General features: G+C 64.5%; 11 protein-coding genes and 1 riboswitch. Of the genes, 7 read left to right on the top strand and 4 right to left on the bottom strand.

Annotated elements, in window-relative coordinates; genetic code table 11:
• The gene (gene cobW / locus AC0SZ7_RS23180) at window positions 1-1,068 is read right to left on the bottom strand and encodes a cobalamin biosynthesis protein CobW (protein WP_475506554.1); all 1,068 of its coding nucleotides are present in this window, start codon (window positions 1,066-1,068) and stop codon (window positions 1-3) included.
• A gap of 94 nt (window positions 1,069-1,162) precedes the next feature.
• A riboswitch (cobalamin riboswitch) is annotated at window positions 1,163-1,354 on the bottom strand.
• A 94-nt stretch (window positions 1,355-1,448) separates the two neighbouring features.
• Between cobW and AC0SZ7_RS23185 the strand changes: the two genes are divergently transcribed.
• From AC0SZ7_RS23185 to AC0SZ7_RS23195, 3 genes are all read left to right on the top strand, one after another.
• Window positions 1,449-1,844 (top strand): cobalamin biosynthesis protein, encoded by a 396-nt coding sequence (locus tag AC0SZ7_RS23185; protein WP_475506555.1) that lies wholly within the window; start codon window positions 1,449-1,451, stop codon window positions 1,842-1,844.
• A 58-nt stretch (window positions 1,845-1,902) separates the two neighbouring features.
• Entirely contained in the window at window positions 1,903-2,655 is a 753-nt protein-coding gene (gene cobM / locus AC0SZ7_RS23190; protein ID WP_475506556.1) for a precorrin-4 C(11)-methyltransferase, read from the top strand.
• A gap of 115 nt (window positions 2,656-2,770) precedes the next feature.
• Entirely contained in the window at window positions 2,771-3,757 is a 987-nt protein-coding gene (locus AC0SZ7_RS23195) for a GlxA family transcriptional regulator (protein ID WP_475506557.1), read from the top strand.
• 48 nt (window positions 3,758-3,805) lie between these two features.
• Here AC0SZ7_RS23195 and nfuA read toward each other — a convergent pair whose 3' ends face one another.
• From nfuA to AC0SZ7_RS23210, 3 genes are all read right to left on the bottom strand, one after another.
• Entirely contained in the window at window positions 3,806-4,390 is a 585-nt protein-coding gene (nfuA, locus tag AC0SZ7_RS23200; RefSeq protein ID WP_475506558.1) for a Fe-S biogenesis protein NfuA, read from the bottom strand.
• Window positions 4,391-4,459: 69 nt separating this feature from the next.
• Entirely contained in the window at window positions 4,460-5,482 is a 1,023-nt protein-coding gene (locus tag AC0SZ7_RS23205; RefSeq protein WP_475506559.1) for an acyltransferase family protein, read from the bottom strand.
• A gap of 190 nt (window positions 5,483-5,672) precedes the next feature.
• Window positions 5,673-7,967, bottom strand: a complete 2,295-nt coding sequence (locus AC0SZ7_RS23210) for a fatty acid cis/trans isomerase (protein WP_475506560.1) — start codon at window positions 7,965-7,967, stop codon at window positions 5,673-5,675.
• Window positions 7,968-8,140: 173 nt separating this feature from the next.
• Here AC0SZ7_RS23210 and metH point away from each other — a divergent pair, with 173 nt between their 5' ends.
• The 4 genes from metH to AC0SZ7_RS23230 all read left to right on the top strand — a co-directional run bounded on the left by metH (window position 8,141) and on the right by AC0SZ7_RS23230 (window position 14,732).
• Window positions 8,141-11,833 (top strand): methionine synthase, encoded by a 3,693-nt coding sequence (metH, locus tag AC0SZ7_RS23215; protein WP_475506561.1) that lies wholly within the window; start codon window positions 8,141-8,143, stop codon window positions 11,831-11,833.
• 143 nt (window positions 11,834-11,976) lie between these two features.
• Window positions 11,977-12,183, top strand: coding sequence for a DUF2970 domain-containing protein (locus AC0SZ7_RS23220; protein WP_475506562.1), 207 nt, complete (start codon window positions 11,977-11,979; stop codon window positions 12,181-12,183).
• A gap of 412 nt (window positions 12,184-12,595) precedes the next feature.
• Entirely contained in the window at window positions 12,596-14,254 is a 1,659-nt protein-coding gene (locus AC0SZ7_RS23225) for a nitrite/sulfite reductase (protein ID WP_475506563.1), read from the top strand.
• Window positions 14,238-14,732, top strand: a complete 495-nt coding sequence (locus AC0SZ7_RS23230; RefSeq protein WP_475506564.1) for a DUF934 domain-containing protein — start codon at window positions 14,238-14,240, stop codon at window positions 14,730-14,732. The genes AC0SZ7_RS23225 and AC0SZ7_RS23230 overlap by 17 nt, the downstream gene beginning before the upstream one ends.
• Window positions 14,733-14,825: the final 93 nt, after the last annotated feature.

The raw sequence follows: 14,825 nt of genomic DNA on the forward strand, positions 1-14,825 counted from the left end.
TTAACCGTTCAGCGCAGCGCGCAGCTGGCTTTCCAGCAGGGCTGCGTCCAGCTCCTGGCCGATCAGCACCAGGCGCGTGCTGCGTGCTTCTTCGGCGCGCCAGGCGCGGTCGAAATGCTTGTCGAAGCGGGTACCCACGCCCTGGATCAGCAGGCGCATCGGCTTGCCCGGAATAGCGGCGAAGCCCTTCACGCGCAGGATGCCGTGCTTGACCACCAGGGTGGTCAGGGCGTCGAGCAGCTGTGCTTCCGGCGCTTCGGGCAGCTCGATGGAGATGGAGTCGAAGGCATCGTGGTCGTGGTCGTCGTGATCATCGTCGTCGTGGTGATGATCGTGGTGGGTCAGGCGGCCGTCGATGTGTTCCTCCGACTCGGCGCCCAGGCCCAGCAGCACGTCCAGCGGCAGGCGGCCGCTGCTGGCTTCGATGACCTTGACCGCCGGCGGCAGCTCTTCGGCGACTTCGCGGCGCACGGCGGCCAGGGCCTCGGGCGCGATCAGGTCGGCCTTGTTGAGGATCACCAGGTCGGCGCTGGCCAGTTGGTCGGCGAACAGCTCGTGCAGGGGCGACTCGTGATCCAGGTTGGGGTCCAGCTTGCGCTGGGCGTCGACCTGGTCCGGGAAGGCGGCGAAGGTGCCGGCGGCCACGGCCGGGCTGTCGACTACGGTGATCACCGCGTCGACGGTGCAGGCGCTGCGAATTTCCGGCCACTGGAAGGCTTGTACCAACGGCTTGGGCAGGGCCAGGCCGCTGGTTTCGATGAGAATGTGGTCCAGGTCGCCACGGCGCGCTACCAGCTCGCGCATGACCGGGAAGAACTCTTCCTGCACGGTGCAGCACAGGCAGCCGTTGGCCAGTTCGTAGACGCGGCCGGTGGCTTCTTCTTCGGTGCAGCCGATGGTGCACTGCTTGAGGATTTCGCCGTCGATACCCAGCTCGCCGAATTCATTGACGATGACCGCGATGCGGCGGCCCTGGGCGTTATCCAGCATGTGGCGCAGCAAGGTGGTCTTGCCCGAGCCCAGGAAGCCGGTGACGATGGTGACGGGTAGCTTGGCCAGTGTTTTCATCGGATGCCCTTGGCAATATGGCGGGCAAACGGGACGAGAACCGCGGGTGCCAGGCACGCGGGTGCATTCGCCACCGGATCACCCCGCCCGGTTGTAGTGGAAGTCTGTCGAGGCAGGTCTCCTGGCTTGCGGCGTGGGCTCGAAAGCTGGCCCTGGCGCCTTCCCGCGTGGAACGCAGTGGCATTGCCCGGGCGCGCACCGCTTACAGTTGCGGGGGCAGCTGCGGCTTGAACCGCATTCCCATCTTGGCTCCGCGTGGCGGAGAACCTCGAAGGTGCAAGGCTACGCAGTGTGGGGGGGAAGGTCAACATCGCCCCTGGCCGCTGCCTGCGGCAGCGGCTACGGTATAGTGGCGGCTTGAGATTTTGTGGACGCCTCCCATGCCTGACCTCTACGCCGGCTTCGGCTGCCAGCGCGGCTGCCCCGCCAGCGTGCTGGCCGACCTGCTCGACACCACCCTCGCCCACCACGGCCTGACTCGCGCCGACCTGGCGGGGCTGGCGAGCATTGACCTGAAAGCCGACGAGCCGGGCCTGCTGGAACTGGCGCAGGCGCTGGACGTGCCATTGACGCTATTCAGCACCACCCAACTCGCCCTTTTCGAAGCGCAACTGACCCACCGCTCCGCCGCAGCCTTCACCCACACCGGCTGCCACGGCGTGGCCGAAAGCGCCGCCCTGGCAATGGCGGGCGCTGGCAGCCAGCTGCGCGTCAGCCGGCAAAAAAACACCAAGGCCACCCTGGCATTGGCACAAGCGGGCCCGATTCCCGGATAATCACCGCCTCGCACTTGAATTTCGCTCAAGCAGCATTCGTTTTCTTCAGGATTTGCACATGACCGTCTACTTCATCGGCGCCGGCCCCGGCGACCCGGAACTGATCACCGTCAAGGGCCAGCGGCTGATCCGCCAATGCCCGGTGATCATCTACGCCGGCTCCCTGGTGCCTGCCGCCGTGCTCGCAGGCCACCAGGCCGAAATGGTGGTCAACAGCGCCGAATTGCACCTGGAGCAGATCATCGAGCTGCTGGCCGCCGCCCATGCCCGCGGCCAGGACGTGGCCCGGGTGCACTCGGGCGACCCGAGCCTGTACGGCGCCATCGGCGAGCAGATCCGTTGCCTGCGCGAACGCGGCATCCCCTTCGAAATCATCCCTGGCGTCACCGCCACCGCCGCCTGCGCCGCACTGCTGGGCGCCGAGTTGACGCTGCCGGGGGTGTCGCAGACGGTCATCCTGACCCGCTACGCCGACAAGTCGCCGATGCCCGAAGGCGAAGCCCTGCACGACCTGGCCCGCCACGGCGCGACCATGGCCATTCACCTGGGCGTGCAGCATTTGCCAAAAATCCTCCTGGAGCTGCTGCCCCACTACGGCGCCGACTGCCCCATCGCCGTGATTCACAAGGCCAGCTGGCCGGACCAGGACTGGGTGACCGGCACCCTGGCCGACATCGAAGCGAAAGTCGCGGCCAAGGGTTTCCGCCGCACGGCGCTGATACTGGTCGGGCGGGTGCTGGATACTGACTGCTTTGGCGAGTCGGCGCTGTATCGCGCCGGCCACGCGCACTTATACAGACAACCCCTGTAGCAGCGACCGCCTGTGGGAGCTGGCTTGCCAGCGAGCTGTTGAGGCCCTAAACGCTCGCGGGCAAGCCAGCTCCCACAGACGGCCGCTGCTACGGAGAATTGAGCCAGGAGTTTTTATGCGCCGGATTGCCTGTTTGCTCTACCCGGATGTGATGAGCCTGGACGTCACCGGGCCGATGCAGGTGTTCGCCTCGGCCAACGAGGAATTGGCGCGCCTGGGCCGCGCCCCCGCCTACGCCCTGCTGATGCTGGGCGAACAGGCCGGCCCGGTGGTGACGTCGGCGGGCTTCAGCCTGTATGCCGAGCAGCGCTACCAGGACACCGACCCCGCCAGCCTCGACACCCTGCTGGTGCCCGGCGGGCGCGGCGAGGCTGCGCAATTCGCCAACCAGCCGCTGCTGGACTGGCTCAGGCACGCCGAGCCGCAGGTGCCACGCCTGGGCTCGGTCTGCTCCGGCGCGCTGATCCTGGCCCATGCCGGCCTGCTGGACGGCCACCGCGCCACCACCCACTGGGCGGACGTCAACGCGCTGCAAGCCTTTCCGGCCATCGACGTGCAGGGCGAGCGCCTGCACACCTACAGCCCGGCAAGCCGCCGGCGCTTCACCTCGGCCGGGGTGACGGCGGGCATCGACCTGGCGCTGGCCCTGGTGGAAGACGACTTGGGGCGCCCCATCGCCCTGGCGGTGGCGCGGCGGCTGGTGATGTTCCTCAAGCGCCCCGGCGACCAGGCGCAATTCAGCCCGCACCTGGCGCCCCAGGCCAGCCGCGCGCCGCGCCTGGGCGCGCTGCTGGAATGGATACCCGGCCACCTGGGCGAAAACCTGGCGCTGGAGGCGCTGGCCGAGCAGGCGTGCATGGCGCCACGCACCCTGTACCGGGTGTTCATGGCCGAATTGGGGGTTACCCCGGCGCGCTATATAGAACAGGTGCGGCTGGAGTCAGCCCGCGCCCTGCTCCAGGGCCGCCAGGCATCGGTGCAGAGCGTGGCGCGGCTGTGCGGCTTCGGCCACGCGGAAAGCATGCGCCGCAGCTTCCACAAAGCGTTGGGGGTGAGCCCGCAGGATTACGCCGAGCGTTTTGGCAGCGATTGCCGGGCATAAAAAAACGGCGCTCACGGGGCGCCGTTTTTCCGCTTCGCAGCGTACGCCTTAGTAGTAGGCGTTTTCTTTCTGCGAGTGGTCAGTCACGTCGCGCACGCCCTTGAGCTCCGGGATGCGTTCGAGCAGGGTGCGCTCGATGCCTTCGCGCAGGGTCACGTCGGCCTGGCCGCAGCCCTGGCAGCCGCCACCAAACTGCAGCACGGCAACGCCGTCCTCGACCACTTCGATCAGGGTAACCTGGCCGCCGTGGCTGGCCAGACCCGGGTTGATCTCGGTCTGCAGGTAATAGTTGATGCGCTCGTTGATCGGGCTGTCTTCATTGACCATCGGCACCTTGGCGTTCGGCGCCTTGATGGTCAGCTGGCCACCCATGCGGTCGGTGGCGTAGTCCACCACGGCATCTTCCAGGAACGGCACGCTGACCGCGTCCAGCCAGGCGGTGAAGTTCTTCAGGCCAATGGCAGTGTCTTCCGGCTTCTCTTCGCCCGGCTTGCAGTAGGCAATGCAGGTCTCGGCGTAGGTGGTGCCCGGCTGGGTGATGAAAATGCGAATGCCGATACCCGGGGTGTTCTGCTTTTCCAGCAGATCGGCCAGGTAATCGTGTGCCGCGTCGGTAATCGTTATGGCGCTCATGTAAGTTCCTCACAGACTTGCTGGCAGTTTACGCCAAACCGCGCGCGGCACAAAGTCCCAGTATTTTTGTCAGGTTATGGACCGGCCCTCCACCGGTGCCAGGCGGGCCTCGGCCCAGCCTTTCATGCGGCGATACAAACGGGTCTCGATCCACACGTAACTGGCCCAGGAAGTGAGGGCGATGACTGGCACACAGACCGCGAATACCAGGTACGGGTTGATGTTCAGGCGCTCGCTGGCGAACCAGCCGGTGTACAGCACCATCACGTGAATCAGGTACACCGAGTAGCTGCAGTCGCCCAGGGTCTTGAGCAGGCGATTGCCCTTGAACCACGGCTCCATGGCCACGCAGGCCAGCACAATCAGGGCGCTGGGCACACCCCAGTTGAGCAGGCGGTCACTGGCCGGCAGGTTGTAGATAGCCACCAGCGAAGCGCCGATCACCAGCAGCGGCACCCACAGCGCCTGGGCAATCCAGCCCCGGCGGTAGGCCCAGCCGATACCGATGCCCAGCAGGAATTCGTAAATGATGTTGTTGGCGTAGAAGCGGCTCAACACACCGTAATGGCTGACCATTTCACACACCGCGAACAGCGCCAGGCCTACGACTAAAGGACGATGCCGCTTGGGCACCACGAACACCAGCGAGAACATCAAGTAGAAGAACATTTCGTAGTTCAGGGTCCAGCCCACGTTAAGCGTGGGGTACAGGCCGTAACCGCCGGGGTTTTCCGAGGGAATGAACAGCAGCGACAGAATGAAGTGCGGCAGGTCCACCACCTGGTGCGGCATCTGCTGGCCGACGGCGACGATCATCAGCCCCATCAGCAGGGTATAGAACCAGTAGGCGGGTACGATGCGAATGGCGCGGTTAAGCAGGAAACGCCCGGCGGGCATGTCCTTGTCCTGGGTGGAGAGGTAGATCACCAGGCCGCTGATGACGAAGAAAATGTCCACGCCTACAGCGCCGCGGTCAACGAAGAATTGGCCGATGGGGCCGCTGGCATGGAAGTCGAAGAAGATCTGCATGAAGTGATGGCAGACAACCGTCCAGGCTGCCAGTGCCCGGAGGGCTTGAAGCGAAATCAGCATTGTTTACCGCCTGTTCCTGTAACCGGACTGTGCGCCCTTTCGGTGCACGCTCACTAGGTCCGACTACAGAAATGGGGCAAAGGTCATCCCGATTGACGGGCGGTGGTTACCGCCCGTTGTGGGAGCTGGCTTGCCAGCGAGCTGTTCAGCTACTAAAAAATCGCTGGCAAGCCAGCTCCCACAGGTCTGATCAGAGGTTTTCGTAGCGGTTCATGTCCAGCACCCCTGCTTCCTGCGGTTCGGTCTCCTGGATATAACGGCTCAGGTCATGGAAGAAATCCCAGAACTGCGGGTTGGTGCGGCGCACGCCCCAACGCTCGACGATCTTGTCGAAGCTGGCCTGGTCCCGGGATTGCTGCATCGCGTCGACGAATGCAGGCACCTGGTCGGCCGGCACGTTGAACATGAAGTTGGGGTAGCTGCTCAGCACCCCTGGCCACAGGGTCAGGCTGTCCAGCCCCGGAATGTAGCGGTAGGCCTCGCCCAGCAGGAACGCCACGTTGGTGTGGGCGCGGTTGCGCAACAGGCTGTAGACCATGCGCCCGCTCTTGCCCGGAATACGCAGCATGGTGGCTTCGGGCATGCGCTCGATCACCGGCAGGCCGGCCTCGGGGCGCGACACCAGGCGGCTCAGGGACTGCTCGACGTTCTTGAACTCCTCGCTGATGCCATCACGCGAACAATACGCGCCCGTGCACCGGTTGATCGGGTCGGGGCTGGCGTTGAGGCTGCCCGCCCGCTGGATCAACTTCAGGCCGAAGTCGCGCTTGGGGTCATGCTCGTCGAGCGCCATGGCGCTGGGCGTGCTGGTGTCGATTTTCTGATAATCGAGCCACATCTTCACCTTGCCGCTGTTCTGGTACCAGCTGTCCAAGAGCTTGCCGCGCTTGTCGGCCGGCATCAGGCGCAGGAAGTTGATTTCCGCACCGTTGCGAATCAGGTCGAAGTACAGGCGCGTCTGCGCCTGGTGGGCAACGTTGCCGTACACGTCGAAGTTCACCGCCAGTTGGTAATAGGTGCGCTCCAGCAGCGGGTAGTCGAACAGCCACATCGTGGTAGGCACGTCACCGATCAGGCCCTTGGTGACCGAGGCGCTGTCAAAGTGGCGGAAGATGGTCAGCAGCGCGTTGTCATTGCCGGCCCACAGCGTGGCCCAGCTGGGCGGCGGCATGTCGGCGTAGGCATCGCGGCGCAGGTCTTCGTATTCGTTGCGCTTGTCGCGGTAGGCCAGCCACAGCGACAGAATGCTGCCGACGTTGTCGTCCTGGCCAGGCATTTCCAGCAGTGGCGTGGCCTTGGCGCGGTAGGCTGCATCGGTGACATAGCGGTCGCGCGCCGGCTCCTGGAACAGCGCCCAGAAGTGGTCGCGGATCACGTCGGTGGCGATTTGCCCGCGGCACACCGGGCCACGGATGAAGGTGCGCACGAAGTATTCGGCGTTATCGAGCATGAACTGGTAGCGCGCCACGGCTGGAATGGCCTGGAAGGTCTCGAACGGATTGGCGCGGTGCCGCGGGCCGTAGCCGGGCAGCGACGTGGCGTGCCAGTCACCGCTGTAGAACAGCTGCTTGACCCGCGCCAGCTTGGCCGGCCCCATGGGGTAGGTGATGTGGGTCTTGTGCACGATCACGCCCTGCACCGCCATCAGCCGGTAATAGAAGACGGCGCCCGGGTCATCGTCGGGGCGGCGCGTGGCAATCAGGTCGATCGGCTTGCCGCTGGGCGTGCGCGAGCGCACCCACTGGAAGAAGTGGCCCGGCTCGCCGCCAACGAAATAGATGTGCGCCAGGAACAGGTGCTCATACAGCCAACGGCCCACCAGCGCCTCGGTGGAACCTGGGCGGTTGAGCAGCGCCTCCCACTCGGCGATCTGCGCGGCCTCCTTGGGGCTGGCCTTCAGCGCCTGCTGGTCGACCGGCGCGCCGGCCGCTATCCAGCGCTGCACGGTGGCGTACTGGGCATCGGTAAGGCCGGTCACGCCCAGGGGCATGCCTTCATGCACATGGGCAGCGGCGTAGGCGTCGAACTCGCCGGGCATCGGGCACATGTTGGTGCGGTTCAGGCCCAGCATGATGTTGTCGGGCAACTTGGAATTGGGCGGCAACGGGTTCTTGTGCCCCAGCTCCAGCATGCGCGCCATCAGCGCGGCCTGGCTGCCCTGGGCGTCGAGCACCGAGTAGAAACCCTTGCGGCGCCAGGCGTCCTCGCCCTGGGCGTCATAGAAAATGCGCGACGGCGCCACGGCCGTGCTGCGGTCGCCCTGGTACACCGGCACCTTGCTGGCCCCACGGGTGGCACCCTCGGCACTGCCCAGGTTCAACTGGCAGGCAGCATCGTTGCAGGCATGGCAGGCCACGCACTTTTCGGTGAGGATAGGCTGGATGTCACGGGTGTACGAAATCGCCGGGCTGGCGACGGGGTCTTGCGCGTGCGCGGTCAGGCAGGCAAACAGTGTGACTGCGGCGGCAAGGAAGCGATGCACCATGTGGCGGTGTCCTGATTGTGTATTAGCAGTGGCAATTCTACCTGTGGCGGCGCCCCTCCAACATGAGCCGAATTCATGTAAAAGGTAGAAGCGTTTAAAAGCGCGCAGGTTTGTTATGATTTCGCACCTTATATATTCGCTTTCTTTTTGTTTTTGTCCTGACAGGTAGCCCTATGTCTGACCGCAGCGCTCGTCTCCAAGCACTTCAGCAAGCCCTCAAAGAGCGCATCCTGATTCTCGATGGCGGCATGGGCACTATGATCCAAAGCTACCGCCTGGAGGAAGCCGACTATCGTGGTACGCGCTTCGCCGACTGGCCCAGCGACGTCAAGGGCAACAACGACCTGCTGCTGCTGAGCCGCCCGGACGTCATTGCCGCCATCGAGAAGGCCTACCTGGACGCCGGCGCCGACATCCTCGAAACCAACACCTTCAACGCCACCCAGGTGTCCCAGGCCGACTACGGCATGGAATCCCTGGTCTACGAGCTGAACGTTGAAGGCGCACGCATCGCCCGTGAAGTGGCCGACGCCAAGACCCTGGAAACGCCGCACAAGCCGCGCTTCGTCGCCGGCGTGCTGGGCCCGACCAGCCGCACCTGCTCCATTTCCCCGGACGTGAATGACCCCGGCTACCGCAACGTCACCTTCGACGAGCTGGTGGAAAACTACACCGAGGCCACCGAAGGCCTGATCGAGGGCGGCGCCGACCTGATCCTGATCGAGACCATCTTCGACACCTTGAACGCCAAGGCGGCGATCTTCGCCGTGCAGGGCGTGTTCGAGAAGATCGGCTTCAGCCTGCCGATCATGATCTCCGGCACCATCACCGACGCCTCGGGCCGCACCCTGTCGGGCCAGACCACCGAAGCCTTCTGGAACTCGGTGCGCCACGCCAACCCGATCTCCGTCGGCCTGAACTGCGCGCTGGGCGCCAAAGACCTGCGGCCATACCTGGAAGAGCTGTCGACCAAGGCCGGCACCCACGTCTCCGCGCACCCCAACGCCGGCCTGCCGAACGCCTTCGGCGAGTACGACGAGACCCCGGCCGAGATGGCCGTGGTGGTCGAGGAGTTCGCTGCCAGCGGCTTCCTGAACATCATCGGCGGTTGCTGCGGCACCACCCCGGGCCACATCCAGGCCATCGCCGAAGCCGTGGCCAAGCACAAGCCACGCGCCATCCCGGACATTCCGCGGGCCTGCCGCCTGTCGGGCCTGGAGCCGTTCACCATCGATCGCAACTCGCTGTTCGTCAACGTCGGCGAGCGCACCAACATCACCGGTTCCGCCAAGTTCGCCCGCCTGATCCGCGAAGAGAACTACACCGAAGCGCTGGAAGTGGCTCTGCAGCAGGTTGAAGCCGGCGCCCAGGTGATCGACATCAACATGGACGAGGGCATGCTGGACTCGAAGAAGGCCATGGTGACCTTCCTCAACATGATCGCCGGCGAGCCGGACATTTCCCGCGTGCCGATCATGATCGACTCCTCCAAGTGGGAAGTGATCGAAGCCGGCCTCAAGTGCATCCAGGGCAAGGGCATCGTCAACTCCATCAGCATGAAGGAAGGCGTGGACGCTTTCATTCATCACGCCAAGCTGTGCAAGCGCTACGGCGCCGCCGTGGTGGTGATGGCCTTCGACGAAGCCGGCCAGGCCGACACCGAGGCGCGCAAGAAAGAGATCTGCAAACGCAGCTACGACATCCTGGTGGACGTGGTGGGCTTCCCGCCGGAAGACATCATCTTCGACCCGAACATCTTCGCGGTGGCCACCGGCATCGAGGAACACAACAACTACGCCGTCGACTTCATCAACGCCTGCGCCTTCATTCGTGACGAGCTGCCCTATGCGCTGAGCAGCGGCGGCGTGTCCAACGTGTCGTTCTCGTTCCGCGGCAACAACCCGGTGCGCGAGGCGATTCACTCGGTGTTCCTGCTGTACGCGATCCGCAACGGCCTGACCATGGGTATCGTCAACGCCGGCCAGCTGGAAATCTACGACCAGATCCCGCAGGAACTGCGTGACGCGGTGGAAGACGTGGTGCTCAACCGCACCCCGGAAGGCACCGACGCCCTGCTGGCCATCGCCGACAAATACAAGGGTGACGGCAGCGTCAAGGAAGCGGAGACCGAAGAGTGGCGCACCTGGGAGGTCAACAAGCGCCTGGAGCACGCGCTGGTCAAGGGCATCACCACCCACATCGTCGAAGACACCGAGCTGTCGCGCCAGTCGTTCAAGCGCCCTATCGAGGTAATCGAGGGCCCGTTGATGTCGGGCATGAACATCGTTGGCGACCTGTTCGGCTCGGGCAAGATGTTCCTGCCGCAGGTGGTCAAGTCGGCGCGCGTGATGAAACAGGCCGTGGCGCACCTGATCCCCTTCATCGAAGAGGAAAAGGGCGACAAACCGGAAGCCAAGGGCAAGATCCTGATGGCAACGGTGAAGGGCGACGTGCACGACATCGGCAAGAACATTGTCGGCGTGGTGCTGGGTTGCAACGGCTATGACATCGTCGACCTGGGCGTGATGGTGCCGGCCGAGCGCATTCTGCAGGTGGCCAAGGAAGAGAAGTGCGACATCATCGGCCTGTCCGGGCTGATCACCCCGTCGCTGGACGAGATGGTGCACGTGGCCCGCGAAATGCAGCGCCAGGGCTTCCACCTGCCGCTGATGATCGGTGGCGCCACCACCTCCAAGGCCCACACTGCGGTGAAGATCGAGCCCAAGTACAGCAACGACGCCGTGGTCTACGTCACCGACGCCTCGCGCGCCGTGGGCGTGGCTACCCAGCTGCTGTCCAAGGAACTCAAGCCCGGCTTCGTCGAGCGCACCCGCCTGGACTACGTGGACGTGCGCGAACGCACCGCCAACCGCAGCGCCCGCACCGAGCGCCTGAGCTACGAGCAGGCGATCGCCGCCAAGGCCAACTTCGACTGGGCCAGCTACCAGCCGGCCAAGCCGACTTTCACCGGTGCCAAGGTGCTGGATGACATCGACCTGAACGTGCTGGCCGAGTACATCGACTGGACGCCGTTCTTCATCTCCTGGGACCTGGCGGGCAAGTTCCCGCGCATCCTCACTGACGAGGTGGTGGGCGAAGCGGCCACGGCCCTGTTCGAGGACGCCAAGGTCATGCTGCGCAAGCTGATCGACGAGAAGCTGATCAGCGCCCGCGCGGTGTTCGGCTTCTGGCCAGCCAACCAGGTGGACCACGACGACATCGAAGTGTACGCCGACGACGGCCGCCCGCTGGCGCGCCTGCACCACCTGCGCCAGCAGACCATCAAGCCCGACGGCAAGCCGAACTTCAGCCTGGCTGACTTCGTGGCGCCGAAGGAAAGCGGCGTCACCGACTACGTGGGTGGCTTCATCACCACCGCCGGCATCGGCGCCGAGGAAGTGGCCAAGGCCTACCAGGACAAGGGCGACGACTACAACTCGATCATGGTCAAGGCCCTGGCCGACCGCCTGGCCGAAGCCTGCGCCGAGTGGCTTCACCAGCAGGTGCGCAAGGAGCACTGGGGTTACGACAAGGACGAGGCGCTCGACAACGAGGCGCTGATCAAGGAGCAGTACAAAGGCATCCGCCCGGCCCCGGGCTACCCGGCCTGCCCTGACCACACCGAAAAAGGCACCCTGTTCGAACTGCTGGACCACAACGGCCAGAGCGGCGTGACCCTGACCGAGCACTTCGCCATGTTCCCGGCAGCGGCCGTCAGCGGCTGGTACTTCGCCCACCCACAGGCGCAGTACTTCGCCGTGGGCAAGGTCGACAAGGACCAGGTGCAGGCCTACAGCGCCCGCAAGCGCCAGGACCTGACCATCAGCGAACGCTGGTTGTCGCCAAACCTGGGCTACGACGCGTAAGCCCCGCTCCCCTGTAGCAGCTGCTACAGGTGTGGGAGCTGGCTTGCCAGCGAGCTGTTGAGGCCCTAAAAGCTCGCTGGCAAGCCAGCTCCCACAGGAGAGTTGCTGCTACGCTTGGGCATATCCGTCCGGGAATGCCCGTCATGGCCGACTCCAAGCCCCCTACCCTCTGGCAGATGCTGCACAGCATCGTCGCTGCCGCCTTCGGCGTGCAGAGCCACAAGAACCGCGAGCGCGACTTCACCCACGGCAAGCCTGCGCACTTCATTGTGCTGGGCATCCTGTGCACGGTGGTGTTTGCGTTGGGGTTGTTCGGCCTGGTAAAGCTGGTAATCCACCTCGCCACGTAGCAGCGGCCGCCAGGCCGCGTCCAGGCCCTGACGCAGCCTGACGGCAGCTGCCAAGGGGAAGTTACTGGTGGCTCACCCAGAACACGGCGGCAGAAACAACGAGGATAATCAAAAACAGAATCGCCCAGGCGTCGACGCTGCTATCGGGTTTGCGGCTTTTCACGGGGTTGCTCATGGTGCGTTCGCCTCTTTATGATTTTTATCAGGACGCCTTCGCAGTAAAGTTCAGCCTTGCCCCCACGGCAAGTATGGACTTGAGACTAAAGTACTAAGGTTAGTACTTTTGGTTCTTTCCTTATATTCAAACATCACTTTTGCGCATAACCCTAAACTGGTATCTTTCGTCGGCTCCGTTAGGAGTGCGCGGCCGTGCGCGCAGATTTGCTGTAAGCAGCCTGAGAACAGGACACCTATGTACGTTTACGACGAGTACGATCAACGGATCATCGAGGACCGCGTCAAGCAGTTCCGTGACCAGACCCGACGCTACCTGGCCGGGGAACTCAGCGAAGAAGAGTTCCGCCCGCTGCGCCTGCAAAATGGCCTCTATATCCAGCGCTTCGCGCCCATGCTGCGGGTGGCCGTGCCTTACGGCCAGCTGACCTCGCGTCAGACGCGCATGATGGCCAAGATCGCCCGCGACTACGACAAGGGCTATGCCCACATCAGTACTCGCCAGAACGTGCAGTTCAACTGGCCGGCGGTGGAAGACATCCCGGACATCCTGGCTGAACTGGCCACTGTGCAGATGCACGCCATCCAGACCAGCGGCAACTGCCTGCGCAACGTCACCACCGACCAGTTCGCCGGCGTCGCCGCGGACGAGGTGATCGACCCGCGCCCATGGTGTGAAATCGTCCGCCAGTGGACCACCTTCCACCCTGAATTCGCCTACTTGCCACGCAAGTTCAAGATTGCCGTAAACGGCGCCAGCAGCGACCGCGCCGCCATTGAAGTGCACGATATCGGCCTTGAGCCCGTGCACAACGAAGCCGGCGAACTGGGCTTCCGCGTATTGGTAGGTGGCGGCCTGGGCCGTACGCCGGTGGTGGGTTCGTTCATCAACGAATTCCTGCCGTGGCAAGACCTGCTCAGCTATCTGGATGCCATCCTGCGGGTGTACAACCGCTATGGCCGCCGGGACAACAAGTACAAGGCGCGCATCAAGATCCTGGTCAAGGCCCTCACCCCCGAGGTGTTTGCCCAGAAGGTCGACGCCGAGATGGAACACCTGCGCGGCGGCAGCACCACGCTGACCGAAGCCGAACTGCAGCGCGTGGCCAAGCACTTCGTCGACCCCGAATACAAGGCCCTGCCTGACTTCGCCGCCGAACTGGCCGCCCTCGACGTCGAGCACCCGGGCTTTGCCCGCTGGCGCGTGCGCAACACCCTGGCCCACAAGAAGCCGGGCTACGTGGCCGTGACCCTGTCGCTCAAGCCTACCGGCGTCGCCCCTGGCGACCTGACCGACAAGCAGCTGGACGCCGTCGCCGACCTGGCCGACCGCTACAGCTTCGGCCAGCTGCGCACCTCCCACGAGCAGAACATCATCCTCGCCGACGTCGAGCAGAGCCGCCTGCACGAACTGTGGCTGGAACTGCGCGAAGGTGGTTTCGCCACGCCGAACATCGGCCTGCTGACCGACATCATCTGCTGCCCGGGTGGCGATTTCTGCTCGCTGGCCAACGCCAAGTCGATCCCGATTGCCGAATCCATCCAGCGCCGCTTCGACGACCTGGACTACCTGTTCGACATCGGCGAGCTGGACCTGAACATTTCCGGCTGCATGAACGCCTGTGGTCACCACCACGTGGGCCACATCGGCATTCTGGGCGTGGACAAGAAAGGCGAGGAGTTCTACCAGGTGTCCCTGGGTGGCAGCGCCAGCCGCGACGCCAGCCTGGGCAAGATCCTCGGCCCCTCGTTCGCCCAGGAAGCCATGCCCGACGTCATCAGCAAGCTGATCGACGTGTACATCGAACAACGCACTGAAGATGAACGTTTCATCGACACCTACCAGCGCATCGGTATCGATCTGTTCAAGGAACGCGTCTATGCAGCGAATCATTAAGAACAACGCCGTCGTCGACGAAACCTGGCACCTGCTGCCCAAGGACGCGACGCTGGACGGCATCAGCAACTGCGACGACCTGATCGTGCCGCTGGCCCTGTGGCGCGAGCACGCTCACGCCCTCAAGGCCCGCGACGGCGGCCTGGGCGTGTGGTTGGACAGCGATGAAGAAGCCGAGGAAATCGGTGACGACGTCGCCCAGTTCCAGGTCATCGCCCTGAACTTCCCGGCCTTCACCGACGGGCGCAACTACTCCAACGCGCGCCTGCTGCGTGACCGCTACCAGTTCAAGGGTGAGTTGCGCGCCATTGGCGACGTACTGCGCGACCAGCTGTTCTACCTGGCCCGCTGCGGCTTCGATGCCTTCGCCCTGCGCGCGGACAAAGACCCGTACGAGGCGCTGGAAAGCCTGAAAGACTTCTCGGTGACCTACCAGGCCGCCACTGACGAACCGCTGCCGCTGTTCCGTCGCCGCTGACCTACAACACCCCCGGTAGGAGCCGGGGGGGGGGGGGGGGGCCCCCCCCCCCCCCCCCCCCCGCCCCCCCCCCCCCCCCCCCCACCCCCCCCC

The organism is Pseudomonas sp. JC1203, from assembly GCF_056175065.1.